This is a genomic window from Amycolatopsis sp. GM8, assembly GCF_021653975.1.
Classification (GTDB): Bacteria; Actinomycetota; Actinomycetes; order Mycobacteriales; family Pseudonocardiaceae; genus Amycolatopsis_E.
The window spans coordinates 866,769-890,520 of sequence record NZ_JAJKFK010000003.1 but is presented as its reverse complement, the minus strand read 5'-3'; the positions used below and the strand labels follow the sequence as shown (position 1 = coordinate 890,520).

The 23,752-nt window shown below is 67.9% G+C and carries 27 protein-coding genes, 1 tRNA gene and 1 pseudogene; 13 read left to right on the top strand and 16 right to left on the bottom strand.

Going from position 1 to position 23,752, the window contains the following annotated elements; translation table 11 throughout:
* Nucleotides 1-262: 262 nt before the first annotated feature.
* The 3 genes from LOZ83_RS17615 (at nt 263) to LOZ83_RS17605 (ending at nt 1,410) form a co-directional block, all read left to right on the top strand.
* Nucleotides 263-541, top strand: coding sequence for a winged helix-turn-helix domain-containing protein (locus LOZ83_RS17615; protein ID WP_236791858.1), 279 nt, complete (start codon nt 263-265; stop codon nt 539-541).
* Between the two features lie 2 nt (nt 542-543).
* Nucleotides 544-876: a hypothetical protein gene (locus tag LOZ83_RS17610; RefSeq protein ID WP_236791857.1), complete on the top strand. Its 333-nt coding sequence runs from the start codon at nt 544-546 to the stop codon at nt 874-876.
* A 303-nt stretch (nt 877-1,179) separates the two neighbouring features.
* Nucleotides 1,180-1,410 carry a winged helix-turn-helix domain-containing protein gene (locus tag LOZ83_RS17605; RefSeq protein WP_236791856.1) on the top strand — a complete coding sequence of 77 codons (231 nt, stop codon included), beginning with the start codon at nt 1,180-1,182 and terminating at the stop codon, nt 1,408-1,410.
* 350 nt (nt 1,411-1,760) lie between these two features.
* Here the strand turns inward: LOZ83_RS17605 and LOZ83_RS17600 are convergent, their stop codons facing one another.
* The 5 genes from LOZ83_RS17600 to LOZ83_RS17580 are packed head-to-tail and all read right to left on the bottom strand — an operon-like array spanning nt 1,761 to nt 5,499.
* Nucleotides 1,761-3,893 (bottom strand): cell division protein FtsK, encoded by a 2,133-nt coding sequence (locus tag LOZ83_RS17600; protein WP_236791855.1) that lies wholly within the window; start codon nt 3,891-3,893, stop codon nt 1,761-1,763.
* Nucleotides 3,880-4,581: a hypothetical protein gene (locus tag LOZ83_RS17595; RefSeq protein WP_236791854.1), complete on the bottom strand. Its 702-nt coding sequence runs from the start codon at nt 4,579-4,581 to the stop codon at nt 3,880-3,882. Before LOZ83_RS17595 ends, LOZ83_RS17600 begins: the two co-directional genes overlap by 14 nt.
* Complete coding sequence (locus LOZ83_RS17590) at nt 4,578-4,892, bottom strand: hypothetical protein (protein WP_236791853.1); 315 nt, start codon at nt 4,890-4,892, stop codon at nt 4,578-4,580. The genes LOZ83_RS17595 and LOZ83_RS17590 overlap by 4 nt, the downstream gene beginning before the upstream one ends.
* The gene (locus tag LOZ83_RS17585) at nt 4,889-5,224 is read right to left on the bottom strand and encodes a WhiB family transcriptional regulator (RefSeq protein ID WP_236791852.1); all 336 of its coding nucleotides are present in this window, start codon (nt 5,222-5,224) and stop codon (nt 4,889-4,891) included. Before LOZ83_RS17585 ends, LOZ83_RS17590 begins: the two co-directional genes overlap by 4 nt.
* Nucleotides 5,221-5,499: a helix-turn-helix domain-containing protein gene (locus LOZ83_RS17580; protein ID WP_236791851.1), complete on the bottom strand. Its 279-nt coding sequence runs from the start codon at nt 5,497-5,499 to the stop codon at nt 5,221-5,223. The genes LOZ83_RS17585 and LOZ83_RS17580 overlap by 4 nt, the downstream gene beginning before the upstream one ends.
* 165 nt (nt 5,500-5,664) lie before the next feature.
* On the opposite strand from LOZ83_RS17580, the gene LOZ83_RS17575 reads away from it, so the two are divergent.
* Together LOZ83_RS17575 and LOZ83_RS17570 are read left to right on the top strand one after the other, a co-directional pair.
* On the top strand, nt 5,665-6,054 hold the full coding sequence (locus LOZ83_RS17575) for an XRE family transcriptional regulator (RefSeq protein WP_236791850.1): 390 nt from the start codon (nt 5,665-5,667) through the stop codon (nt 6,052-6,054).
* Between the two features lie 156 nt (nt 6,055-6,210).
* Nucleotides 6,211-7,338 carry a tetratricopeptide repeat protein gene (locus tag LOZ83_RS17570; protein ID WP_236791849.1) on the top strand — a complete coding sequence of 376 codons (1,128 nt, stop codon included), beginning with the start codon at nt 6,211-6,213 and terminating at the stop codon, nt 7,336-7,338.
* Here LOZ83_RS17570 and LOZ83_RS17565 read toward each other — a convergent pair.
* A complete protein-coding gene (locus tag LOZ83_RS17565) occupies nt 7,324-7,872 on the bottom strand; it encodes an NUDIX domain-containing protein (protein WP_236791848.1) in 549 nt (182 codons plus the stop codon). The genes LOZ83_RS17570 and LOZ83_RS17565 overlap by 15 nt on opposite strands.
* Before the next feature lie 99 nt (nt 7,873-7,971).
* Between LOZ83_RS17565 and LOZ83_RS17560 the strand changes: the two genes are divergently transcribed.
* A complete protein-coding gene (locus tag LOZ83_RS17560) occupies nt 7,972-9,207 on the top strand; it encodes an AAA family ATPase (protein WP_236791847.1) in 1,236 nt (411 codons plus the stop codon).
* Here the strand turns inward: LOZ83_RS17560 and xerC are convergent.
* From xerC to LOZ83_RS17535, 5 genes are all read right to left on the bottom strand, one after another.
* Nucleotides 9,179-10,465, bottom strand: a complete 1,287-nt coding sequence (gene xerC / locus LOZ83_RS17555) for a tyrosine recombinase XerC (RefSeq protein ID WP_236791846.1) — start codon at nt 10,463-10,465, stop codon at nt 9,179-9,181. The genes LOZ83_RS17560 and xerC overlap by 29 nt on opposite strands.
* Nucleotides 10,466-10,570: 105 nt before the next feature.
* A tRNA-Ile gene (locus LOZ83_RS17550) sits at nt 10,571-10,644 on the bottom strand.
* Between the two features lie 265 nt (nt 10,645-10,909).
* Nucleotides 10,910-11,941: an iron-siderophore ABC transporter substrate-binding protein gene (locus LOZ83_RS17545; protein ID WP_236791845.1), complete on the bottom strand. Its 1,032-nt coding sequence runs from the start codon at nt 11,939-11,941 to the stop codon at nt 10,910-10,912.
* Nucleotides 11,942-11,946: 5 nt separating this feature from the next.
* On the bottom strand, nt 11,947-12,945 hold the full coding sequence (locus LOZ83_RS17540; RefSeq protein WP_236792114.1) for an iron chelate uptake ABC transporter family permease subunit: 999 nt from the start codon (nt 12,943-12,945) through the stop codon (nt 11,947-11,949).
* Nucleotides 12,946-12,947: 2 nt separating this feature from the next.
* Nucleotides 12,948-13,997 (bottom strand): iron ABC transporter permease, encoded by a 1,050-nt coding sequence (locus LOZ83_RS17535; RefSeq protein WP_236791844.1) that lies wholly within the window; start codon nt 13,995-13,997, stop codon nt 12,948-12,950.
* A gap of 168 nt (nt 13,998-14,165) precedes the next feature.
* On the opposite strand from LOZ83_RS17535, the gene LOZ83_RS17530 reads away from it, so the two are divergent.
* Nucleotides 14,166-14,729 carry a Chromate resistance protein ChrB gene (locus LOZ83_RS17530; RefSeq protein ID WP_236791843.1) on the top strand — a complete coding sequence of 188 codons (564 nt, stop codon included), beginning with the start codon at nt 14,166-14,168 and terminating at the stop codon, nt 14,727-14,729.
* 13 nt (nt 14,730-14,742) lie between these two features.
* On the opposite strand, the gene LOZ83_RS17525 is transcribed toward LOZ83_RS17530, so the two are convergent.
* From LOZ83_RS17525 to LOZ83_RS17515, 3 genes are all read right to left on the bottom strand, one after another.
* Nucleotides 14,743-14,952, bottom strand: coding sequence for a hypothetical protein (locus LOZ83_RS17525; protein ID WP_236791842.1), 210 nt, complete (start codon nt 14,950-14,952; stop codon nt 14,743-14,745).
* Nucleotides 14,949-15,695 (bottom strand): COG4280 domain-containing protein, encoded by a 747-nt coding sequence (locus tag LOZ83_RS17520; RefSeq protein WP_236791841.1) that lies wholly within the window; start codon nt 15,693-15,695, stop codon nt 14,949-14,951. Before LOZ83_RS17520 ends, LOZ83_RS17525 begins: the two co-directional genes overlap by 4 nt.
* Before the next feature lie 74 nt (nt 15,696-15,769).
* Nucleotides 15,770-16,687 (bottom strand): undecaprenyl-diphosphate phosphatase, encoded by a 918-nt coding sequence (locus tag LOZ83_RS17515; protein WP_236791840.1) that lies wholly within the window; start codon nt 16,685-16,687, stop codon nt 15,770-15,772.
* 178 nt (nt 16,688-16,865) lie between these two features.
* Here LOZ83_RS17515 and LOZ83_RS17510 point away from each other — a divergent pair, with 178 nt between their 5' ends.
* The 3 genes and pseudogenes from LOZ83_RS17510 to LOZ83_RS17500 all read left to right on the top strand — a co-directional run.
* Nucleotides 16,866-17,300 carry a DUF1707 domain-containing protein gene (locus LOZ83_RS17510; RefSeq protein WP_236791839.1) on the top strand — a complete coding sequence of 145 codons (435 nt, stop codon included), beginning with the start codon at nt 16,866-16,868 and terminating at the stop codon, nt 17,298-17,300.
* Between the two features lie 45 nt (nt 17,301-17,345).
* Complete coding sequence (locus LOZ83_RS17505; RefSeq protein ID WP_236791838.1) at nt 17,346-18,419, top strand: glycosyltransferase; 1,074 nt, start codon at nt 17,346-17,348, stop codon at nt 18,417-18,419.
* Nucleotides 18,416-18,877: pseudogene (locus LOZ83_RS17500) on the top strand (polysaccharide deacetylase family protein); the annotation flags it as partial. The gene LOZ83_RS17505 and the pseudogene LOZ83_RS17500, both read left to right, overlap by 4 nt.
* A 180-nt stretch (nt 18,878-19,057) precedes the next feature.
* On the opposite strand, the gene LOZ83_RS17495 reads toward LOZ83_RS17500, so the two are convergent.
* Both LOZ83_RS17495 and LOZ83_RS17490 read right to left on the bottom strand, forming a co-directional pair.
* Nucleotides 19,058-20,050, bottom strand: a complete 993-nt coding sequence (locus LOZ83_RS17495) for a M56 family metallopeptidase (RefSeq protein WP_236791837.1) — start codon at nt 20,048-20,050, stop codon at nt 19,058-19,060.
* A gap of 4 nt (nt 20,051-20,054) precedes the next feature.
* Nucleotides 20,055-20,432, bottom strand: coding sequence for a BlaI/MecI/CopY family transcriptional regulator (locus LOZ83_RS17490; protein ID WP_236791836.1), 378 nt, complete (start codon nt 20,430-20,432; stop codon nt 20,055-20,057).
* 99 nt (nt 20,433-20,531) lie between these two features.
* Between LOZ83_RS17490 and LOZ83_RS17485 the strand changes: the two genes are divergently transcribed.
* Genes LOZ83_RS17485 through LOZ83_RS17475 form a run of 3 tightly spaced genes read left to right on the top strand, consistent with a single transcriptional unit; the run spans nt 20,532 to nt 23,741 of the window.
* A complete protein-coding gene (locus tag LOZ83_RS17485; RefSeq protein WP_236791835.1) occupies nt 20,532-21,650 on the top strand; it encodes a hypothetical protein in 1,119 nt (372 codons plus the stop codon).
* Nucleotides 21,651-21,660: 10 nt separating this feature from the next.
* Complete coding sequence (locus LOZ83_RS17480) at nt 21,661-22,356, top strand: response regulator transcription factor (protein WP_236791834.1); 696 nt, start codon at nt 21,661-21,663, stop codon at nt 22,354-22,356.
* Nucleotides 22,357-22,385: 29 nt separating this feature from the next.
* Nucleotides 22,386-23,741 carry a HAMP domain-containing sensor histidine kinase gene (locus tag LOZ83_RS17475; RefSeq protein ID WP_236791833.1) on the top strand — a complete coding sequence of 452 codons (1,356 nt, stop codon included), beginning with the start codon at nt 22,386-22,388 and terminating at the stop codon, nt 23,739-23,741.
* The last annotated feature ends 11 nt before the right edge of the window (nt 23,742-23,752 follow it).

Below are 23,752 nucleotides of genomic sequence, written 5' to 3'. Positions count from 1 at the left end.
GCATGCAGCGTCGGCGGTCCAGCCAGCCGCGAGTTTCGGTAGCGCAGTTGGTCGCGCGGGTCGAGTGGGAGCGAGCGGCCGAAGCCGAGCGAACCGACCGCGTGCGCACGCGAGAGCCGAGGCTTCCGAACGGTTGGGTCTGGCCGAGCCGCGATCCGGACGAGCGGAGGCCACGCATCGCACCGATACGGGCGCGGCGTTACGTCCGCCGATTCGATCTCGTGCAGTCCGACCACGATCCACCGAGGAAGACTGAGCAGCCATGTCTAAGTACCAACTGGACGATTTACCCGGCTATGTCTACGAAATCATGGCGGAGCATCTGGCTGGGCGAATCGTATCCGGTGAGCTGGCGCCGAATACGCCCTTGCCGTCCGAACGTCAGTTGGCCCAGGAGTACGGCGTGTCCCTCGGCACCGGCCGACAGGCCACGCGGTTGCTGCGGCGTCGTGGGCTCGTCGTGACCATCCGCTCCAAGGGCACCTACATCGCGCCCCGCAGGCCGAATCCAGAACCCAGCCGAGCACAGAACGAGATCTGACCATGCAAGAACTACCCAAACAGCTACGTCACCTGGCCAAGGCCGTGGACAAGCGCCATTACGCGCTGGCCCAGCGCAAGGACGACGGTCAGGTCGCCATCAACGAGTTCGCCCGCATGGGCCGTCAGTTGCTGGAGATGGGCCTGACTGTGCTCGGCGAAGTCCCGGAACTGGACCTTGCGGAGGTGGAGGCGTCTGTTCTGGCTGTCAGGGCCAGCTTGCGTGACCGGCTGGCCGATTCACCGGAATTCTCAGCAGACCTTCAGCGCAGGGTCCGCGTCCTGCGCTTTGGCGGCATCAGCGTCACGGTTGAACGCGCCCAACAGGAGTCGTAGCCATGACACTGGAACTGGAGCACCTTGACGCCGTGATCGACAGCCTCACCATTCCTCTCGCGAACCAGCAAGACGCCGGACAGGAAGCCACAACAGATTTGTTGTGGTTGGGCTGCCATCTGCTCTCGCTCGGCGAGAAAATCCTCGCCGCCAACGGTGTGCGCCGAGCTGACCCGAAAGCCGCTGTCGTGACTGCGGAGACCCTGGTTGTGGGAGGTACACCGGACGCCACGCCTACGCTGCGCCCGATCGTCGACATCCAACTGGACCAGTTGCAGGGCGTCCGGGCCACGATCGTCGACAATGCTACGAAATTCGAGCCCGGTCTACGTCTACCGGCAGGTCGCCGATCACATCGGCGGGCGCATCGAGTCCGGCGACCTCCCGCCGGGCACCCGCCTACTACCTGAACGTGACCTGGCCGTGGCTTATGGCGTCTCGGTGTTCACCGTCCGCCGCGCGATGGCCGATCTTCGGCGGCGCGGCCTCGTCGAGACAGTTCCGGTCAAGGGCACGTTCGTCATGCAACGCTGACAGGTGCTTCCGGCCCCTCCACGAGGAGGAGCCGGAAGCACCGACGGTCAGCCCGTTGTGGTCATTCCGAATGGTCGACGAGCTGACCCCCTGATCGTGCCCAATCCTCATTCGCGAGCTCCTTGGCGGTGGCGTCTCGCCGCGCCCCGTCATTCGGGACCGCGACCAACCGCGCCCGCACCGAAAATGACTCTTGGAAGGCCGTCCGGGGGCTGTCCAAGAGCCTCGTGACGGGCCAAGGCCGTACTCGTCACACCTGTCACCAGCCTTGTTTCTGCAGGTGAAAGCACACAGCAGCCCGTCACGCTAGATGTGACGGCGTGACGGGCCATTGTGCCGGGTGTGACGGGTTACGGGCCGCCGGACTCCGCCTTGGTGTCAGGTCGGTTGCCGTCGTTCCAGGCGTCGACGGCCGCCCGCAGATCGGCAGTGGCGTAGCCACGTACCTGCCGGACTGTTCCGTCGTCGCCGGCGACTCGTTGCCGGTCGGGGCGGCAGCCGAGGTCACCCATCTGCCGACCGAACGCGGTCGGCTCGACCCGGAGCGCCTCGGTCAGCTCGGCTGTTGGGACGAACTCGCGCTCGTCGAGGTCGTCGCCGAGGTAGTCCACAACGGACGCGAGTGGCTCCGGCAACGGCTCAACCGGTTCCCGGGGAAGGGCGGTAGCGCCGAGCACTCTTGCAGCGGCAGCGTGATCGAGCAGCGGCTCGGGTGCCTGTCCGGCCGCATGTCCGGAGAGCGTCCCGGCAGCCTCGCGGAGCACTCGGCCTTGCTCGCAGATTGTCCGCCAGTCTTCATTGGTCATGTAGTAGGTCCGGACCATCATCGCCAGCGAGTCGCCGCCCGCTGCCGTGTCGCCGTCCGGCCGGAGGATGCCGACACCCTTGTGGGACGGCAAAAGGCGGCTGCTGTCGTAACCCCTGGTGTTCATCTGCTCGCCGAGCACGATGTTGCTGTCTCGCCAGTCCATCACCCGCAGTGCGAACCGTGACCCGAGCACGGCCCGCAGCCCGGACGGGATGGTTTTCGAGTCGGGGCGTTGGGTGGCCAGCACGAGCACGATGCCGGCGGCTGGTCCTTTCTTCGCCAGCCACGTGAGCAACTCGCCGATGTACTCGCCCGCAGTGAGCTTCTTTCCTTGTACTTCAACAGGTGTTCGGTCTTCGAGCGGTACTTGGACTTCGTCGATGAAGATCGCCGTGATGGGCATGTTCAGGCTCGTATTCCGGGAGATCGCAGGCGTGATCTTGGATTCCGGGCACACGATGTCGTCGAGATCGCGCATGCGCCGGTACCGGCCCTGTACCTCGCCGACGAGTTCGACCAGCCAGTCTTTGAGCGCCAGGACGTGTTCCGGTTCGTCGCCGGACATGAACCGGTAGGCGACCTGTCCGGCCGCGTCCCAGTCCTTTCCGGCCTTGAAATCGGCAACGTAGAGCCGTGTCCAGGCGTCGAGGATCAATCCGGCGGCGGCCAGCCGAGCGGCGAATGTCTTGCCCTGGCGAGGAATCGCCCCGACGAGGAGTGAGGTCCACACCAGTGGCAGGTCGATCCGGCGATTCCGCGCGTCCCGTCCAAACGGGACCGGCTGCCAGGCGTCCCACCGCTCGACGCCGAGCAACGGTGTCGGCAGGGGAGGCGCGGCGTACGGGTCTTCGTCGGCGACCCACAGGGCCACTCGTCCCGCGTGCCCACCATTGCCACGTACCCGCTCGACGATCAACTGGACCTCGTCGACCGCGAGCGCCGACGCCAGTGCCTCGCGGTTCTTGACGACGTCGGCTGCTTTGCGGGTCGCGGGCAGGTCGACGGTGACGGCCCATCCGTCGCCGACGCGGGTTGCGCGTTCGACTAGCCGCAGCGTTTCGTCCTTGCCGATGAGTTTCGCGTCTCGGAAGGCGTCCACGAGCACCTGTGGGTCCATCGTCCAGGTGAGGGTCCGCGGTCCGGCGAGCGTCGGCTTGCGTCCGGGGCTGCCATCCTTGCGTCGACCGAGGATCGCGAGTGCCATCGATAGGGCTCCGGCCGCGATCCAGAGTGGACGGTAGCCCCACAAGACAACCAGGACCACTCCTGCCACGAGCGCGGCTGCTGCGAGTGCAACCGTTACGCGCCAACGGAACAGCGTAAGTTCGCGGATTTCGACGAACTTGTCCGCGAGCTTCTCCTGCTGCTCGGCGGCGTCCCGGTAGTCCCGCACGGTGACCCAGCGCCGCCAACCTCGCGCCGCGACCACCAAACCTCGCACGACGGCACCCAGGTAGCGCCACGGCAGCTTCAGTGTGGCAACGACCAGATCTTTCGCAGCTTGCCGCGCCTGAGCCTTGTCTTGCAACACCGGGGGCACTCGGGGTGAACGTTGCCAGCGCCGGACGAGCCGCTGCCATTGCGTGCGGCGTTGCGGCTGAGGCAGGGTGTCGTCGACGAGTTCCGCGTCGTAGACGGGCTCGGCCTTTTCGACCGCTCGTTCAGTCGCGTTCATGAACGCTCTCCTTGAGTTCGGCCGCAAGGCGGGAGGAGAGGCCGCGGGAGCATGAGGTCACTTGGCGCACCCAGGCCGGTGTGATCTTCACGCCCGGCGTCCACGCCGCCCGTGCCTCGGCGAGGTAGTCCTCGAACGGCTTGCGTCGCTTCGGATTGCGTCGTTCATGAACGGTGGGCTCGGATGACGCCATGATCGCGGCTTCGGTGAGCTTGTCCCGCAGATCGGTGATCGCCTCGGCTGCCGCGAACACGACCAACGGTGGCACTGAATGCAGGACCACGCCCGCGAGCGACCCAGCCGCGTAGGAGGACCATGTGTTCATGACATACGTCGCCGCGATGGTCAGCCACTTCGCACATCGGACCCACCGTCCCGTTCGGACCCGATATCGCGCGGTCACTTGCTCGGCGCGGAGAACGGCAAGCAGGACAAGGGAAACGGTTGGATCGAGCAGCCACGCTGTCAACCATGGCAGCGACCTGGGTGCCGAGTCCGCTGCGGCGAAATGCTGCACATTGGCCATCGTGAACGCCAACCCGAGTCCAATTCCCGTCCAGCACAACCGATCCACCTGTGTCCGGACACGTTCGACCTGCAGCGCAGCCACGTCCGGACGCGTGCGATGCCGACGAACCTCGGCAGCCTCGGTAGCCTCTTCGACCAACTGTTGCGCACGTGAGGTCATCGCCGCCTCCTCGTGGTATCCAGATCGGTTACGGTCAGCGCCTTTGTCAGGACGTACGCGGCGATCAGGTCGGGAAGTGCGAGCACGCCAAGCCGCAGCGTCAGGTCGGACGTGTGCGTGACGACGAGCCACTGAACGCCGACCATGCTCGCGGCCGTCAGCAGTACCCGGCCGGCCAGCGACACCGCCCGCACACCTGTCCGAGCGGTCTCGGCCGCGCGGCGGGCTCGGCGCGCGCCGGACCGCCACACGACCACCAGTGCCAGCAGCCCGCCGACACCGATCGCGATTTCCGTAGGCGTCACGTTCACCGCGCACCCCCTCGGTCCCGGCGCCAGCGCCACAACCGGTGAACGGCGCGGCGGTCGGTTTCGGCCAGCGCACCCCACACGCCGACGGTGTGGTCACCTGCCGTGCGCAGCTCCAGCTCCAGGCACTCGTCGATCACAGGGCAACCCGCGCACATCCAGGACGCCAACTCCCGGTCCGGCGCGTCCTTACCGGACAAGTCCGGCATCTCGTCGCGGTCGAACATCCAAAAGCACAGGCCCTCGCGGGTGACCACCTCGGCTAGCACCTCGTCGGGCACCCGCGCCAGGCGGTCGAGCCGTTTCGCGATCTCGGCGTAGTCGTCGGGGGTCATGACGCACCCCCGTTCATGCGCTCGATCTCGCGGGCGGTGCGCCGTTCGGCGGCCAGCCGTGCGACGTCCACGCAACCGCCGGACTCGGCGGCCTCGCTGATCAGCTTGTCGAGGGCGGCGGCCGGGATGACGTATCGGGTGCGGACGCGGACAGCGGGGAATGCGTCGTCGCGGATCGCTCGGTAGAGGGTGGCGGCGTCCACGCGCAAGATGCGCGCGGCTTCCTTAACTGTGTAGAACGCCGGTCGTCCGGCGTTGGGCATAGCGGTACCCATCGGAGAATTCCTTTGAATCGATAAGCCTATTTCAGCGGATAAATGAGCCGATATCAGCTCGAATTGGCACATGAAAGGCCCGAATGCGCGACGCTGCGTGCCAGCTACGCCGCGGAAAGCGATTAGGCGCTAATCTCGGCTCCTAGGCGGAGCACGGAGGAATAGGTGACGGAGAATTGGGCGGCGGTCTCGAAGGCCATCAACGAGCGCGTAGCCGAGCTCGGATGGAAGCAGCGAGAGCTCGCCGAACACTCCCACGTCTCGCAGGCCATCGTGCGGGAAATCCAGCACCACACCGTCGAACGGCAGCGCAGTGCGCGCACACTCGAAGCGCTGTCGCTCGCGCTCGGCTGGCATCGGGGACATCTCGCCGCGGTGCTGCATGGACGTAAACCCCTTGCGCCAGGCGAAACCGGCGACGAACCGATCGACCAGATCAACGCCCGACTCGGCGTCATCGAAGATCGCCTGAGCGAGATCACCGACCGCCTCGACACGATCAGCGAGAGGCTCGCGACGCTGGTTCGCGCGAGCGGCCGGCCCACCGGGGGATAGCCGCCGGATGGTCGTTTGGGGGTGCTCGATTCCGTTTCCGTTCATGACTCAAGGAAACGGCAGCGCAACGCGTTTCCGCAGGTGGCTCGGGTTAACGCAGTGGCTATTAACCGCAATTAACCGCCCAGCTCAGCACGGTTATTCAGAGCCCATCTGATGGCCGCGACAAAGCTCCAGACGACCCGGAAACTCCGCGGCTACAAGGCCGCGGACGTCATCCGGCAGCTGATTGTGCGAGCCGAGCAACTGAACGTTCCGGTCATGTCGCCGGTGAGCCTGAAGACGAAACTCTCCGAATGGGAGAACGGGCACTCGGCCGTCAGCGAGCCGTACCAGAAGCTCTTCCGCGACATCTACGGCCGGACCAACGAGGAACTCGGCTTCCCACCCGAACTTGAAGACGACGATGCCGCGGAGCTGCGTGCACGGCTCGCCGTCGCCCGCAGCGTAGACGCCGAGACGATCGACCGCTTCCGCAAGCAGGTCGACGACGCCCGCCACGTCGACCGCAAGTACGGCGGCGTCATCCTGCTCGACCAACTCCGTAGCCTGATCAGGCAACTCGAACAGTTGCTCGGCTACAGCACGGTCCACGAACACCGCGCCGCGCTCTCGCGGGTGCTCACCGAAGCGTCCACTCTCGCCGGATGGATCTCGCTCGACCGCAACGCCATCGTCCAAGCCTGGAACCACTACGAACGCGCGAAATCCGCCGCCCGCGAAGCCGACGACACGCCCGCACTCGCCCACGCGACGGCCGAGCAAGCGTTTGTGCTGGTGGATCTCGGCGAGAGCGCCCAAGCCGCCGAACAGCTCACGCACGCCCGCTCCATCGGCCAGGGGGCCGTGCCGGCGCTGCTGCAAGCCTGGCTGGCCGCCGCTTACGGCGAAGGTTTGGCCGTCGTCGGCCAGCGCGACTACGCGCTGCGTGCCTTCGACGATGCGATGGACGGCTTGCCAACCGATCCCGTCGACCCTGCGCTGCCGTTCCTGTTCCTGGGCGATTCCCACCTCGACCGCTGGCGCGGCAACGCGCTCGCTCGGCTCGGCGATCCGGACGCCATCCAGCAACTCGCGGACGCGTTACCACGCCTGCCTGCCGCGTTCGTCCGAGCGAAGGTCGGCATGCTCGTCGACCTCGCATACGCGCACGCCGCCGCAGACGACAGAGACGGCGCCCTGCGCTACTCGCGCGAAGCACGCCGCCTCGGCATGCAGATCAAGTCAGACCGGCACCTGCGCCGCCTACAGGGCCTGATCCTGCCTGGATCAGCCCTTCCGTGATGCCATGTAGTACAGCAATGCGACCAGCGTGCCCGAGCCGAGTAACTCCTGGCGCTGCGCCAGCTCGGTGACGCGGGAGAGCGGCACCCACTCGACCCGCCCCACCTCTTCAGTGTCGGTCGGCTCGCCGATGTGCCTCGCCTCGCGCCACAGGTAGATGTCCATCGGCGCCGTGACCTGCCCCGGCAGCGGCTCGAAGCTCACCAGATGCTCAGCCGCGCCGACCGGCTCCCAGCCGCTCTCTTCGGCCGCCTCGCGCGCGGCCGTGGCGGCGGCGTCCTCGTTGTCATCGACCATCCCGCCGAGCAGCTCATACCCCCACTGCTCCGTGGCGAACCGGTAGCGCCACAACATCAACGCCTCATCCCGCTCGTTCACGATCAACGCAATCGCGATCCGAGCCAGGTGAACGACGTGATACTCCCAGCGCTGCCCGTTTGGTGCCTCCACGTCCGTCAGCCCGACCTTGACCCACCTGTTGTCGTAGACCAGCCGCTCCCCGAACGTCCGCCACGACCCATGCTCGTCAGCCACGTCGGCAGCGTAGCCGGTCGGCACCGACGTCCGGCGAGCGTGAACCCATGCGTAGAATTCGGCAGCAGAAATAAACGCATGCGGAAACTAGGGGATCACGTGGCCGTCCGGCAGCCGGAAGACATCTTCACACCGAAGACTATCGTTTCTCGTGAGATGTTTGCGCGCCGTAATGAGGCTGATTTGCACGGTAACCCTGGCTTGCAGGACAATCTTTGTGACGCCTTGCGCGATAGGGGTGGTCAAGTATTGATTTTTGGTGATACGGGGGTTGGCAAGTCATCACTCATAAAGTATGCAGCAGAGGATGAGTCGCTTGAAGCTGTCACCATTGAGTGTCTTTCATCCAAAAGCTACGCGGACCTTATCGAAGACGGACTTCGTAAGCTGATCGACGTAAGGGAAGTGAAGAAGACCTCAACTGCCTCTGCCTCCGCCGAGGTTGAGGCGAGTGGTAAGGCTCCATTTCTGCTGACGCTGAAAGGAAAGCTGCAAGGTAAATACGATCGTGGTCGCGAGTTTGAGATCGTTAGCAAGCCACCGCTAGACGCGCTACTTGAAGCGATGAAAGCTACGGGAAACAAGCTCCTCATTTTTGATAACTTTCAGAACATTTCAAATCAAGTGGATCGATCTTTAATTGCGCAAACCATGGAGTTTCTAGCTGACAAATCGAATGAAACCGGCGACATCAAAGCTGTAGTCATCGGAATTGCGGAGGATGCCAGTTCGCTACTGGGTGGCTCGGGCTCTTTTCGCAGGCGCACCACGGAGGTCGGTGTGCCTCGCATGCCGGACGACGAGATTGTAGAAATCTTGAAGCGTGGCTTTATGAAGCTCGAAATTTCTATATCGGACCCCATTATCCGCCAGCTTGTTTTCTACAGTGACGGCTTTCCGTATTTCGGCCACTTGCTCGGTCTCCAAGTTTCGAGGGCGGCAAGACGAGAAGGGGTTGATTCTGTAACTGTCGAAATGGTGGAAACTGCTCTGCAGCGGGCCGTGAAAGATGTCGATCGATCTTATCGCGAACGTACGCGAAAGGCTTTCGAGGTTGGTGGTCAGGTGCAACCGAGAAGGCGAATTCTAGAGATTCTTTCAATCTCGGACAAGCGGGAGTGGCGAAGTGCCGATGTTATCTCCGCATACGAGGACCGGTTCGAAAGGAGAAGCGACTATGCTTTCCTTCACACCTCGCTCGCGCAGTTGATAGACAAGAAGCACGGCTCAGTCCTCGCAAGGTCTGGTGCTAGGAATTCCTACATTTATCGATTTAGTGACCCTCAGATGCGTCCGTATCTGCGGCTTACTGCATTTCGTCGTCATCTAACTTAGCGCGCTTCGGCATGCGAGAACCCAAGATTTCGGCTGCCTTGCGGTCGGCGGCTGCGACCCATGCGGCGTAGACCCGGAGTGTAGTTGCGCCTCCTCCGCCGTGGCCAAGGCGTCCGGCGACGGTTCGGAGGTCTACCCCGGCCGTTAGAAGTTCGGTTGCCGAGTAATGGCGCAAGGCGTGAATGTGGGTCTTGATGCCGAGCCGGGTCGCCATTTTCTTGTAGCGGTTCGATACAGCGTCCGGAGGGTACGGTTTCGTTAGCTCACCACGGGTGCCGACGAAGACGTAAGACTCCTCGTTCCACGGGACGTCGAGGGTTTCATAGAGGTCTTGGCAACGCTTCTTGTGCTCGCGTAGCAGAACGATCGTCTCCGTGTCGAGCGCGATCCGTCGCATCTGGTGCGTCTTGGTGTCTTTCTCTCGTCCGATTTTGCGGAGGGTCGTATAGCTGCTTCGGACCTCCATAATTCCTTCGTCGAGGTCGACGCGGGACCATCGCAAGGCGCAGACCTCGCCTCGGCGCATGCCGGTCGTCATCACAAGCCATACGAGCGTGCCCCAAGCATCGTCCAGTTCGAACGCCTTCTCGACGAGTCGAGCTGCCTGGGCTGGTGACGGGGGATCGGGCTGCGGCGGCGTCTGCCGCGGGCGCTGCGCGACTTTCGCGGGGTTCGACGTGATCCAGTCCCAGCGCTCAGCCGCGTTGAGCGCGCCGCTGATGATCGAATGAATCTGCCGGACCGACGAAGCGGCCATCGGTGTGCACTTGTGCGGCTTGCATTTCGCCTTCTCGCAGTCGTGTTCGTCCTCGGTCTTGTGTTCGATGAACGGCTTCCCGACACAGCGGACTCGGCAGCGGCGAAGTGCGCCGTAGAGGGTTTCCAGCGTGCGAGCGCTGAGCTTGTTGATCGGGACGTCACCGAGCGCTGGCCGGATGGTGCGCTTGATGTACCCCTCGTAGCCGTGGCGAGTCGTCGGCTCGATGTCGGCTGTTCGTAGCCATTCGTCGATCGCGTAGCCGAGCGTCACTGACGTGCTGGGGGAGCGCTGCTGGTCGACTTGGGCTTGCAGCTTCGTCATGACCCTCTCAGCGCGCTTCTTCGCTGCCTTGTCCGCGCCCTTGACGGTTTCGGTCAGGTAGCTCGGCTTGCCGGTTACCGGGTCGATGCCGGAGTACACGCGCACCTGTAGCGAGTTCCCGCGCTGGCGCACGCTGCCCCGCTTGCGGTTGTCTCCGCTGGTCGTCGGCTGGCTCATGATCCGAGCGTGGGCTGCCAGCCTGGAGCCTGTCAATGGACAGAGTCATGGACACCCGCAGTCAAGGTGATCATGAAATCCAACAAAGAACCAGGTCAAACCACGTGGGGCGGGCGGGGCTCGAACCCGCGGCCAAGGGATTATGAGTCCCCTGCTCTAACCAACTGAGCTACCGCCCCCGGCAGCCGCACATCATGGCATTACGACCATTGAAGCCGCAGGTCAACATACTCTACGGCGTTCGATGGGTGGTGGGACGCCTCCCGTTCGTACTTGTCGTGCAGATCGCTGAGCACAGCGGGTCTGGCGGGGAACGTCGAGCGCGACCGGCGTACGCAGGCTGGGGATCAGACAGGTGGGGGTCCATCGCCCAGATGCGGCGCGCCGGATGACGGCGGGGCAGCAGGGGTTCCGGACGGCTGGGGCGACCGCCGCCCCCATCGATCAGGGGCCCTGGAGGGTTTTCGACAGTGTGGTGAGGACGGCGCGTGCGGCGGCGGGGCCGGTGTTGAGGTAGAAAACGTCGTCGTCCACTGCCACCGCGTGCTTGTTCTGTACCGCGCTCAACGCACTCCACAAAGGAATCGTGCTCAGGGTGTTCGCTTTGGCGGCGCCGCCCTGGACGCCGTAGAAGATCCAGTCGGCGTCGGCGCGGTCTAGTTCTTCCGGGCTGATGTCCTGTGACGTGGCGGAGAACTGCTGGCTCGCCGGGCGGGCCAGGCCGGCGTCTTCGGCGATACTGCCGGTGAACGACGGGACCCCGAAGACCCGTACCCGGTCGCCGTTCTTGCGCAGGAACGACACACTCGGCGCCTTCGGCAACGACGTGCCCAGCGCTGTGGCGTCGTGGTGGAACCGGTCGAGGATCCCTTGTGCCTGCTGGGTTTTCCCGAGTGCGGCGGCGGTGAGCAGGAAGTCCTGCTTCCAGTACAGGCCGGTGCCCTGGGTGGCCACGGTGGGCGCCAGCTTGCTGAGGTTGTCGTAGAGCGCCTTGCTGTCCTTGCCCGCGACGTTCATCAGGATCAGGTCGGGCGCGATCGCGGCGATGGCCTCGATGCTGGGCGTGAAGCGGCTGCCGACGTCGGCGACCTTCGACAGCGCGCCAGCCTGTGCGGGGAATGCCTCCAAGAGGTAGTGCGGGATCAGGTCGGCGCCGTCGCCCCGGGTCGAACCGGCCGGTACGACCCCGAGTGTGAGCAGCGCGTCCGCCTGTCCGGTGGAGATCACGACGACGCGTTGTGGCTGGGCCTTGATCTCGGTCGTGCCCTCGAAATGTGCGACGGTACGGGGAAAGACGCCGTCCGCCGCCGGGCTGCCCATGCCCGCGGGGACCGTTCTGGGTGCCGTGTGAGTACCTGGTGGCGCGGCGGGCACGTCGCCGGATGGAGTCGCGGACCCGCACCCGGCGACCAGCAGCAGGCTGCCGAGCACGACCGCGGGCAGCGCGCGGCGGGAGAACGTTCGTCGGTATCTCATCCGAATCACCTTTGTCGTGTTGTGAGGAGCCACATCAGGTAAATCCCGCCCAGCGCGCCGGTCACCAGGCCGACGGGAAGCTCGAACGGGGCGAGGACTTGTTGCGCGGCGAGGTCGGCGGCGCACAGCAGCGCGGCCCCGGTGAGGGCCGACGGGAGCACGGTGATCCCCGCGGACCGGGTCAGGCGGCGGGTGAGCTGCGGTGCGGCGAGCGCGAGGAAACCGATCGGGCCCGCCGTGGCGATCGCGCCGGCGGTCAGCAGAACCCCGAGCAGCAAAGCGAAAAACCGGGTCCGGCCCACGCGGACGCCGACCGTGGCGGCCTTGTCGTCGCCGAGTTCCAGCAACCGCAGTGGGCGGACCAGTGGCAGCGTGCCGGCCAGCAGTACCGGCAGCGCGCAGATCAGCGGCAGCGCGGCCGGCCAGGTAATGCCGTTGAGGCTGCCGAACAACCACAGTTTCGCCACTTCGGCCTGGTTCTGGTCGGCCCGCGTGAGCAGATAGTCGTTGAGCGAGGCGAGCATGGCGCCCACCGCGATGCCCGCCATGATCAGTCGCTGCCCGCGGGCTCCGCGCACGATGGCGAGCACGTACACGAGCGCGGCCGTGGCGATACCACCGAGGATCGCGCCGATCCCGGTCCGTAGTCCACCCGTGCCGGCGACGAGGATGCTGACGAGCGCACCGGAGGCGGAGCCGGTGGTGAAGCCGATGATGTCCGGGCTGCCGAGCGGGTTGCGGGACACGCTCTGGAACAGCGCACCGGCGATGCCGAGGGCACCGCCGACGACCAGCGCCGCCGTGATCCGCGGCAGGCGCTGGCCGACGACGATGAACTGGTCCGTACCACTGCCGCCGCCGGCCAGCACGTCGAGTACGGCGCCCGGGCTCAGGTGATAGCTGCCGGTGAGCAGCGCGGCGAAACCGATCACGAGCGCGGCGGCGAGGGTGACCACCGAGTACACAATGGACCGCACCGGCAACCGGCCGGACTCGAGCGTCATCGTCACCGGCCGGCTCCACCACGTCGCAGGACGAGTGCGAGCAGGAATGGCGCGCCGATGAACGCGGTCACGATGCCCAGCTCGAGCTCGCCGGGACGGGCCACGACGCGGCCCACGATGTCGCTGATCAGCACGAGGATCGGTCCGGCACCCAGCGAGCACAGCAGCAGCCACCGCACGTCCGGGCCGAGCAGCATCCGCAGGACATGCGGGACCACCAGGCCGACGAACGCGACCGGCCCGGCGGCCGCGGTGGCCGATCCCGTCAGCACCACCACGGCGGCGAATCCGAGCACGCGGACCCAGAACACGCGCAGTCCCAATGCGGTGCCGAGCTCGTCGCCCAGCGCCAGCATGTTCAGCGACGGTCCGAGTGCGAGCGCGAGGACGAGCCCGGCGATGGTGAACGGGGCGATCGCCGCGACGGTGTCGAGCCCGCGTCCGGTCAGCGCGCCGACGACCCAGAACCGGTACGAGTCGAACGCCGTCGAGTCGAACATCGTCACGATGCCGGTGCCCGCACCGAGTGTCGCGGACAGTGCCGCTCCGGCGAGTACCAGCCGGACCCGGCTGTGTTCGGTGCCGCGACCGCGTCCGCCCAGCAGGTACACACCCGCGGCGGCCGCCGCAGCGCCGGCGAACGCGAACCACACGTAGTCCGCGACGGCGGTCGCGCCGGCCAGCCAGATGGCCAGCACCACCGCGAACGCCGCGCCCGAGTTGACACCGAGCAGGCCGGGCTCGGCCAGCCGGTTACGGGTCAGCGTCTGCATCAGGACACCGGCCACGCCGAGGTTCGCACCGACCAGGATGCCGAGCACGGTGCGCGGTATCCGCAGCTGCCACACGATGATCCCGGTCGTGCCGGTGCCCGGGACGAACAGCGCGCGCCACACGTCGCCGAACGACAGGCTTTTCGTCCCCACGGCGATACCGAGACCGGCGACGGCCACCAGAACCAGCACGATCAGCAACGCCACGCCCGGCCGGAGAACGCGGCCGGGGCGCGACACCGCCTCGCGACCGCGCGTTGCCGGCTCGACTGTGGCCATGCGTGCTGTCCGCCTTCCGGAACGTTCTCGTCGGGAAGTTAGCTTAGGCTGGCCTTAATTGCGAGGGTTATGTGGGGACGGTCTCGCGCCTGTGTCGTCGCCCTGTCTACTGTGGACTGCCGTTGCGGTGCGCCAACCCCGGCCGGTGGAGACGGCTAAGCTGGCCGCGTGGCAGAGAAAACGGACCCCGGCGAGGAGGGCGCGGCCGGCTGGCTCGTGCTGATCTACCGGGTGCCGTCCGAGCCGACGCGGTTGCGGGCGACGGTGTGGCGCCGTCTGAAGGGGCTGGGGGCCATCTATCTGCAGAACTCCGCCGCGGCCTTGCCGGCGAATCCGCGGACCGAGCGCGCCCTGCGCAAATTGCGGCACGAGATCCTCGACATGTCCGGCACGGCCGCGTTGCTGTCCTGCGACGTGCTGGCCGGCGAGCAGGAAGTGCTCGCCGCGTTCCAGGCCGCGCGCGACGACGAGTACGAAGAGATCGTCGACAAGTGCCAGGATTTCCACGGTCAGCTCGAAAAGGAGTACCGCGCGAAGCATTTCACCTACGCGGAACTCGAGGAGAACGAGGAAGACCTGACGAAGCTGCGCAACTGGTTCGGCAAGGTCGCGCAGCGCGACGTCTTCGGCGCTCCTGGTCGAAATGCGGCCGAGGACGCTTTGAAGACGTGCGAAGTGGAACTCGAAAAATACGCCGCCCGGGTTTATGCCGAGGAGGCCGAGAGTCGCTGACTCTCGCCGCCGATCAGGACCGCTGGCGTGCGCGGGCCACCCGCCACACCGTCACCGGGAGCACCACCGCCACGGCCGCTGGAAGGATCCACCAGGCGGGCGCCCCGGAACGGGCGACGAGGTAGGTCACCGCCAGCCCCACCACCACCGCGAGCGCCGCGCGCCAGTCGTCGCCGACAATGAAGTCGTACCAGAAGGCCGCGAATTGCCGGAGCCGTTTCATCGGGCGTTCTCCATTCCGGCCGTGACGGTCTTGAGCATCGCGATCAGGCCGAGCGCGAACAGTGCGATAGCGGGCACCAGGACCAGCAGCGCCGCGTCCGAACCCGGCCATACCGCGCCGGCACCTTCCGCGCCCCAATAGACACCGAAGGCTGTCAGCATCACGCCGACCACGAATTTCATCGAGTTCTCCGGAACCCTGGCCAGCGGCGCGCGGGCGGCGAACCCGGCGACGGCGACAACCGCGACAGCCGACACTGCCGCGACCGCGGCCAGCGGGATGTCGTGCTGGTTGCTGCCGAACGTGAGCGCGATGAAGGCGACCTCCAGCCCTTCCAGGAAGACTCCCTTGAACGACAACGTGAACGCGTACCAATCCCGGACACCCGGCTTCCGCCGGCCGCTCACCGCCTTCGCCGCGGCCAGTTCCTTTTCGTAGGTCTTCGCCTCGTCGTGCAGGGCTTTCAGGCCGCTCGCGCGCAGCACGGCCTTGCGCAGCCACTGCAGACCGAACACCAGCAGCAGGCCGCCGACGACCAGCCGCAGGCCACCCAGCGGCACGACCGCCAATGCCGGGCCGAGCGCGGCGACGATCGCCACGAGGACGACCAGGGCCGCGATGACACCCGTTCCCGCCGACCGCCAGTCGCGCGCCGTGCCGGCCGCCAGCACGATCGTCAGCGCCTCGACCGCCTCGACGGCACAGGCCAGAAAAACCGCGAGAAACAGTGCGCCGCTGCTCATCGCAACCTCCCTTTCGCCGACCACCTTAACTGCTGAAACTAACGGTTGTCACATCTCCGTTGTGACATGAATGTTCAGCCGAGTGTCAGCCACAGCAACGCGCCTGCTCCGGCGACGCCGCAGTAGATCGCGAACGGGGTGAGCGTGCGGGTGTGGAAATACCGGGTGAGGAAGCGGACCGCGAGGTAGGCGCTGACGAAGGACGCGACGCTCCCGGCGAGGATCTGACCGTGGATCCCGGCGCCGAGCGGGCCGGTGAGGTCCGGGATCTTCAGCGCGCCCGCGGCCAGGATGACCGGTGTGGCGAGCAGGAACGAGAATCGCGCGGCGTCCTCATGCGTCAGGCCGCGCGTCAGGCCCGCGACCATCGTGATGCCCGAGCGGCTGATGCCGGGCAGCAGCGCGAGGATCTGCGCCGAGCCGATGAGCACGCCGCGGCCGAACGACAGGCGGGAAAGCCGGACGTCCGCGGCCGCCAGCGTGGTGCCGGCCGTGTCGGTGCGTGCGGCGCCCGGCGCGTCGGCAGGGGTGGCCGGAGATTTGCGGCGCAGTCGTTCGCCGAGATACAGCACGAGGCCGTTGGCGATCAGGAAGCTCGCGGCGGGGATCGGCTTGCCGAGCACACTCCGGAAAAGGTGTTCCAGCAGCAGCCCGCTGATCCCGACCGGGATCGTGGCCAGGATGATCAGCCACGCCAGCCGTTCGGCGGGGGTCCGGACACGCCGGTAGCGGATCGAGGTGAAGAACCCGCCGATGATCCGTACCCAGTCGCGCCAGAAGAACACCAGCAGCGCGGCCGCGGTGGCCACGTGCAACCCGACGATGAACGCGAGATACGGCGATTCGGGCGCGGAGACGTCGAGGTCGTGGGCCCACCGGCCGCCGACGACGGCGGGGATGAGCACGCTGTGCCCGAGGCTGGACACGGGGAACAACTCCGTGACGCCCTGGAAGGCGCCGACGACGATCGCTTCGAAATAGGTCAGGCTCATCGCGGCGCTCCTTCGGTGAATGCGGGGAAATACACGTCCGCAGTGTCGTCGAGGCCGGATTAACGGACGGCTAACGACGCGAACCCGCGCGAGTTCTTGCCGTGCCTTAACCCTCCGCTGGCCCAGTCGGGGATCTCCGGTTCCTACGCTCGGAATCGAGAGGAGGCGAGGCCCCGCCATGTCAGCACAGGAAACGGGCATCACCACCGATCCGGGCGCCGTGCGGTGCTCGGACGCCGAACGGGAGCGGACGAGCGCCGCGCTGCGGGATGCCGCGGGGGAGGGGCGCCTGTCGCTGTCCGAGGTCGAAGAACGCCTCGAACAGGTCTATTCCTCGCGCTACCGCCACGAACTCGACGCGCTGGTCGCCGATTTGCCCCCGGCGGGCGTGCCGAGCACGGGCTGGACCCCTGTCGCCGCCATGGCGTGGCGGCAGCTCCGTGATGACGCGGCGGTGCTGGCCGGTCGCCGTGGCACCGCCGCCCGTCGTCGCAAGGTGGCGACCGCGTTGGTCCTCCTGGCCGCACTGCTGGTTCTCGCCGCGTTGGCCGCGTTGGCCCTGCACGGCATCGTCAGCGGCGGACTCGAGCACCACGGCTTCGGTCATGACTAGCCGACCCCGGAACACGCAGCTTCTACAGTGATGTAGAAATACTACATGACTGTAGAAGATCGGGTCGTGCTCATCTCCGCCCGGATCGGCGCCGGCCACGACGGCGCCGCCGCGGAGCTGGCGCGCCGGCTGGGCGCACGGGGTTTCGCCGTCTCCCGTCACGACTATCTGGACCTGTTGCCGGGTCGCCTCGGGCAGCGGCTTTGCGACGCTTATCACCGCGAACTCGAAGTCGCGCCGCGTAGCTGGGACTTCCTGCTGGCGGCGCTCGGGTCCGCGCCGCTGGCTCGGCTCGCGGGCAGCCTGGCCGGTCTCGCGACGCCGCGTCTGCGCGAACTGCTCGCCGCGCCGCCGGCCCTGGTCGTGTCGACCTACCCGCTCGCCAGCCAGGTGCTGGGTGCCCTGCGGCGCACCGGGGAGCTGACGGCGCCGGTCGGGGTGTATCTGACCGACCCGTCGGTGCACCGGCTGGCCGTCAGCCCGCACGTCGACCTGCACATCGCCCCCAACCAGCACGCCGCGACGGCAGCCGGCCGTCGCGGTGCGCCGAAGGCCATCGCGGCGCGACCCGTTGTGGCGCCTGGCTTCCGTCCGCCCGCACCCGGTGAACGCGACCGCGCCCGCGAGCGATTCGGCCTCGCCACAGGGGAGCGGCTCGCACTGGTCGTGTCCGGTTCCTGGGGTGTCGGTGAGGTCGAGGGCACCACCGAGGACATCGCCGCGACCGGCGCCGCGCATCCGGTCGTGGTCTGCGGGCGCAACGACGCCCTCCGCGAACGGCTGCGCCGGGCCGGTTTCACCCGGGTGTTCGGCTGGGTCGACGACATGCCGGCGCTGATGCGGGCCTGTGACGTCGTGGTGCAGAACGCCGGAGGGCTGACCACGCTCGAAGCGCTCGCGACCGGGCTGCCCGTGCTGACCTACCGGAGCCTGCCTGGGCACGGGCGAGCGAACGCCCGCGTGCTCGACGAGATCGGGCTCGTTCCGACCGTGTCGCGCACCGGCCTCGCCACCGCACTGAGCACGGCGAGTGTCGCGGGCCTGCCCGCGGGCGCCGATCCCGCCCGGCTCCTCGCGGCCATGGTGCGTCCGGCCGCCGTCCCGGCGCGGGCCGCGTGAAAGCGGCGGTCTCGCTCGCACTGGCGGCCGCCGCGGTGCATGCCGCCCCGGCGGCGGCGTTCCTGCCGCCGCTGCGTAATCAGTTCCTGCCCCGGCTCGCCGGGATCGGCGACCCCGGCCATGTCGCGCTCACCTTCGACGACGGGCCGAACCCGTTGTCGACTCCGCATTTCCTGCGGTTGCTCGACGCGCAGCAGACGCGGGCGACCTTCTTCGTCCTCGGCAGTCAGGTCGCCCGCGCGCCCGGCCTGGCACGGGAAATCGCCGACGCCGGACACGAACTCGGCGTGCACGGCTGGGAACATCGTTGTCTCCTGCGCTACGGACCCCGCCGGGTCCACGACGATCTCGCCCGGGCCTGCGAGGTGATCGAGCAGGCGTCCGGTCACCGTCCACAATGGATTCGCGCGCCCTACGGTGTGTTCAGCACCAGCGCGCTGATGGCCGCGCACCGGTTACAGCTCGAACCGGTGCTGTGGACCTGTTGGGGCTTCGACTGGACCGCGCAAGCCACGGGACCGTCCGTGCTGCGCACGGTGCTGAAGGATCTGCGCGGCGGCGGCACCGTGCTCCTGCACGACTCCGACCACGCGGCGAGCGTCGGGTCGTGGCGATCGACGCTAGCCGCCCTCGGGCCGTTACTGGAGGTGTGCGCGCGTCGCGGCCTGCGCGTCGGGCCGCTCGCCGATCACGCCGTCCGACCGGTGAGCGTGATGGTGGCTCAGGCTCGCCGCCTCGATCCGGGTGTGCAGGTCGGCCGCGGCTTCCACGCTGGCCTGCGCTGACCACGCCGTGATCGCGATGGCGAGCATCGCACCGGTGACCGTCGCGAATCGCCACCCGGGGCGGCGTGGCCGGGTGTCCAGCAACGCCGCCACCCGGCGCGGGACCGAGCCACCGGTGGCCGCGAGCGCCAGCGGGGCGCCGGTCGTCCTGGCCGCCAGCGCGGCCTTCCCGACGGCGGACGCCACCAGCCGGCGGTCGCCGACCCGGGCGCAGGTGACTTCGTCGGCCCACCGTTCCACCTGGAAAGCCACCGCCGATCGCAGCGGCCACAACAGCAGGTTCAGCGAGGCCGCCAGTGACACGAGGATGAGGAACACGTGGTGCCGGTGCCGCAGATGTGCTCGCTCGTGGGTGAGCAGGGCGCAGCGCTCACCGGGGGTCAACGCGGCGAGCATGGCTTGTGACACCACGATCCGGCCGCCATGGAACGGCACGGCGAACGCCACCGGCGGGGCGTCGGCGAGCACCACCAGTTCCGTGCTCTCCGCCGTGCTCGCGATCGTCCGCATTACGCCCCGCAGCCAGCGATGCTTGCGCTGGACGGAGATTCCCGTCGAAACCAGGACGAGCCCGAGCACGGCCCCGGACACGATCTCCCACGGGACGCTCGCGATGTCCATGCCCCGGAGATCCTGCGGAGACCACTCTCCGAACTGCGCGACCGGGGGCAGCAGTGACAGCCCGGCGACGGTGAGCACGGCCAGCGCCGCCGTGCTCGCGCTCGCCAAGGTGACGGCGGCGGAGGTCAGCAGCCACACCGCCAGGCGCGGCGGGGCGCCGGCGGCCAGGCGGGTCAACGGCCACGCGGCCAGCGGGAGGAGCAGCGGGATGACCACGCCGTCCATGGCGTCACTCCTGGCCGGCGTCGCGTAGCAGTGACTTCAGTGTTCGTTCGTCCGTGGCCGACAGGTTCGACACGAACCGCGCGAGCACCTGCGCGCGGTTGGGCTGGGTGTCGAGCAGCGTGCGCATCCGGCGCGCCGCCAGGCCCGCCTCGTCTTCGACCGGGGCATACGCGAAGGAACGCCCCTGCTTCGCACGGGTCAGGGAGCCCTTGTCGTGCAGCCGGGTCAGGATCGTGACCACGGTGGTGTAGGCCAGTTCCGTGTCGACGCTTTCCTGGACCTCGGTCGCCGTCATCGGCCTGCCTTCGCCCCACAACGCCGCGAGCACCTCGGTCTCCAGCTCACCGGGCTGGCGCCGGGGCCGCCGGAATCGCCGCGTCATGCCCTGAATCTACAACACTGTAGATGGACAGGCGGATTTTGCTCCGGGATAACCTTCGGCGACCCGTGCGCAAACCTGGGCGTTCCTACCGTCGACGGCATGCGCAGACGCGGTAAGTTCGTCGCTCTCGGGATCATTGCCGTGCTGGCATATCCGGGTGTGACCTATGCCCAGGCGCTCGCGTATCCCGGTGACGCGTCGCTGTCGGTGCGAACCATCGACTGGATGCGGCAGATCGGGGCCGGGCCGGTGGTCAACGCCGTCGAGAACTGGTGGTACACCCGGCATCAGCCGTCGACCGTGGCCCCTGCCGCTGGGGCACTGCCCCGACCCGCGCCGGCTGGGCAGACCGCGCCGTCCGGAGCCCGTCCGGCCGACATACCGGTGGCGCCGCCCTCATTGCCGGGCGAGGGCGTCTGGGTCCCGGGAGCCCGTGCTGCGGATGGCGCGGCCGCGGATTACACCACGTTCATCCGGCCGGATTCCGGTCACGCCAGCGTTGTCGCCGGCGTCGCCTGGCTCGATCAGCGTCTGGTCAAGACGAGCCTGATCGCCGGCACGAAGGAGCCACGGGGTGCCGCGGGGCCCGAAGGGGGCGCCGTGCCCGCCGCCCTGCGGTTCGGGCTCGTGGCGACATTCAACTCCGGGTTCAAGACGCAGGACTGCGGGTGCGGTGCCTATCTCGACGGGACCGAGGGCCCCCGCCTGCGCGACGGCGTCGCCTCGGCCGTGGTGCACCGGGACGGGACCGTCTCGATTGGACAGTGGGGGCGCGACGAGACGCTGACGCCCGATGTGGTGGCCGTCCGGCAGAACCTGCACCTGGTGGTCGACGGGGGAGCCCCGGTCCCGGGGTTGCGGTCGAACCCGGCCGGTGACTGGGGTAGCGCGAGCAACCAGTTCCAGTTCACGTGGCGCTCCGGGCTCGGTGTCGACCGTGCGGGCAACCTGATCTATGTGGCGGGCGACAAGCTCACGCTGACCACGTTGGCCGACGCCATGGTGCGGGCCGGGATGGTGCGCGGAATGGAGCTCGACATCCACGCGCAGATGGTGACGTTCAACGCATACCGGCCGGATGTGCCCGGCAGCGACCCGGTCCACCTGCTGCCGGCCATGTCGGGATCGGCGGCCCGGTACCTGAAACCGGACCAGCGTGACTTCTTCGCCGTGTCGTTGCGCTCGACGGCGGGCGCGAATCCCGGCGTCGGATTCTAGGCGGTGCACCATGTTGCTGTTGATCGCCGATGACGATCCGGGTGTCCGCGACTCCCTGTCGCGCACGCTGCGCTTCGAAGGATACGAAGTCGAATTCGCCGGCGACGGCGCGCAAGCACTGGAGCGCGTCCGGACGCTGCGCCCGGACGGCGCGATCCTCGACGTGGCGATGCCCGGAATGGACGGGGTGGAGGCATGCCGGCGGCTGCGCGCCGAGGGAAACTCCATACCTGTCCTGATGCTGACCGCGCGCGGCCGGATCGGGGACCGGGTCGCCGGTCTCGACGCGGGCGCCGACGACTACCTGGCGAAGCCGTTCGCGTTGCAGGAACTGCTCGCGCGGATCCGCGCGCTGCTGCGCAGGACCGCACCGCCGGAGGCGCCCGCCGACACCGAAGCCGCCGCGCTCGCGTTCGGCGACCTCACGCTCAACCCCGTCACGCGTGAAGTCCGGCGGGGCGCCCGCCCGGTGCGGCTCACCAGAACGGAATTCGCGATCCTGGAGGTGTTCCTGCGCCATCCCCGGCAGGTGCTGACCCGGCCGGTGCTCGGCGACCAGGTGTGGGAGGCGGACCTGCCGGCGGGCTCCAACGGGCTCGACGTCTTCGTCAAGAATCTGCGCAAAAAGCTCGAAGAGCACGGTGAAACGCGGGTGCTGCACACCGTACGCGGTGTCGGCTACGTGTTGCGGGACGGCGCGGTGTGACCCGCGCGCCCGCGCGCCCGGGGCGCCGGATGAGCCTTCGCGCCCGGCTGGCCATGATCACCTCGGTGGCCGTGGCCGCCGTCGTGGTGGCCGTGTCCCTGTCGTGCTGGTGGCTCATGCGCGAGCGGCTGTACCAGCAACTGGACGCGCGACTGCGGGCCGACGCGGTCACGGCTCAGCACGCGGCCACGCCGGCCGACGCGGTCACCGCCATCGCCGCTGGGGCGGACCCACGGCCCGAATGGCACGGTGACCCCGCTGTCGTGGTGCGGTTCCTCGACGCGACCGGCGCCGTCGTCGCCCAGAGCGCGGGCGCGCAGGTGCTGGGACCGGTCACCTCGTCGGCACAGGCGACCGCCGGGTCCGACGAAGACGCCTACCGGGTCTACATCGCGGCCAGACCCGGCGGATCGGTCGAAGTCGCCCGGCGGACCGGCGGCGTCGCCGACACCCTGACCGGGCTGGGCGCGCTACTCGTCGGAATCAGCGTCGTCGGCGTCGCCCTCGCCGGACTCATCGGCCGGTCGGTCGCCCGGACGGGCCTGGCCCCGGTGGAACGCCTCACCGCGGCGATCGAGGGCATCGCCCGCACCCAGGACCTCACGGCCAGGATCCCGGCGCACGGGCAGGACGAGGTCGCCCGCCTCGCCGAGGCGTTCAACGGGATGCTCACGGCGCTGGCCGGGGCGAAAGCGGCGCAACGGCAGCTGGTCGAAGACGCGGGGCACGAGCTGCGGACACCAATGACCGGTCTGCGCAACAACATCGAGCTCCTCATCCACGCGTCGCAGCAGGCCCCGCACGGCCGGGCGCTGCCGGCCGAGGACCAGACACGGCTGCTGGCCGACCTCGGCACCCAGGTCGGCGAACTGTCCACATTGACCACAGAACTGATCGATCTGGCCGCCGACGAGGCGAACCCGGAGCCGTTCGAGCTGCTCGACCTCGCCGAGTGCGCGCACGCGGCGGTGGCACGCGCCCGCATCCGCTGGCCCTCGGTGACCTTCGACCTCCACCTCGATCCCGTTACGTGCGAGGGCCAACCGGGCGAGCTCGAGCGCGCCGTACTCAATCTGCTCGACAACGCCGCGAAATGGAGCCCGCCGGCCGGGGTGGTGCGGGTCGCGCTGTCCGTCGAGGAGAGCGGCGATTTCGCGCACCTCGTGGTCAGTGACGAGGGACCGGGAATCGCCGAGCAGGATCGGGAAAAGGTGTTCCAGCGGTTCTATCGGGCCGCGGCGGCGCGCGCGATGCCCGGATCCGGGCTGGGGCTGGCCATCGTGGCGAAAACCGTCGAGGCACACCGCGGAACGGTGTGCGCGGCCCGAGCTGGGAGCGGCGGCGCCCGGATCGAGGTCCGGCTGCCGCTTCCGCCGCCCGGATGAGAACACCCTCA